This window comes from Salinimicrobium oceani (assembly GCF_012037645.1).
The window spans coordinates 1-796 of record NZ_JAAVJR010000094.1 but is presented as its reverse complement, the minus strand read 5'-3'; the positions used below and the strand labels follow the sequence as shown (position 1 = coordinate 796).

1 protein-coding gene is annotated in these 796 nt (G+C 42.2%); it reads right to left on the bottom strand.

All coding sequences use genetic code 11. The features are described 5' to 3' along the window. Window positions 1-796 (bottom strand): cytochrome c oxidase subunit II (locus HC175_RS15605; protein WP_168139368.1); only part of this gene is annotated, 796 nt, incomplete at both ends.

Genomic DNA, 796 nt, shown 5'->3' with positions numbered 1-796 from the left:
AACAGGTAATATTCAAACTGCTCATACTCGCCTAAAGTCTCTTCTCCGGCAGCTATCCGCGATTCGTTTCCGGTTTTTCTAATCTCATTGATCCTTGCCACCTTATCTCTCATGTACTCAGTTTCATTGATCTCATCTGTAGTAATGGTAGGGGTAAAAGAAAATTGTGTGATCATTCCGGGAACAACATTCATCTGTGCCCTAAAGTGAGGAAAATATGCTGAATGCAGTACATCCTGTGATCTCATTTTAAAAAGAACAGGCCTGTTAACCGGCAAGTGGATCTCTGCTGTGATCACATCATCCATGGCATAAGGATCACTTTCATCCACACCCATAGAGTTGGCGCCTTCAATAAACCGGACATTGGCTTTCCCAAGTACGTTATCTTTCCCGGCATATCTTGCCTGCCAGCTAAACTGCTTGGCATATAGTTCGATTACAATTGGATCATCTTCTTCGTTGATATCCATGATGTCTGTCCAGGTGAAGAGTCCGTAGATGATCAACCCTGCCAGTACGATTACCGGAATTATTGTCCAGACAAACTCCAGTTTGTCATTATCTGCAAAGAAAAGAGCTTTGTTACCTTTTTTGCCTTTGTACTTAAAAGCAAAATAATGAAGTAAGCCCTGAGTGATCACCTGTACAAACATGATCACAGCCATAGTGATCAATAGAAGGTTGTCATATTGCACCCCATGTTCTGAAGATGCCGCAGGTAATGCCCTGTCGCCAAACGTCCAGAAGTTGTACAGCATGAAAAGATAAAAGGCAATACCAAAGGCAAGTAACA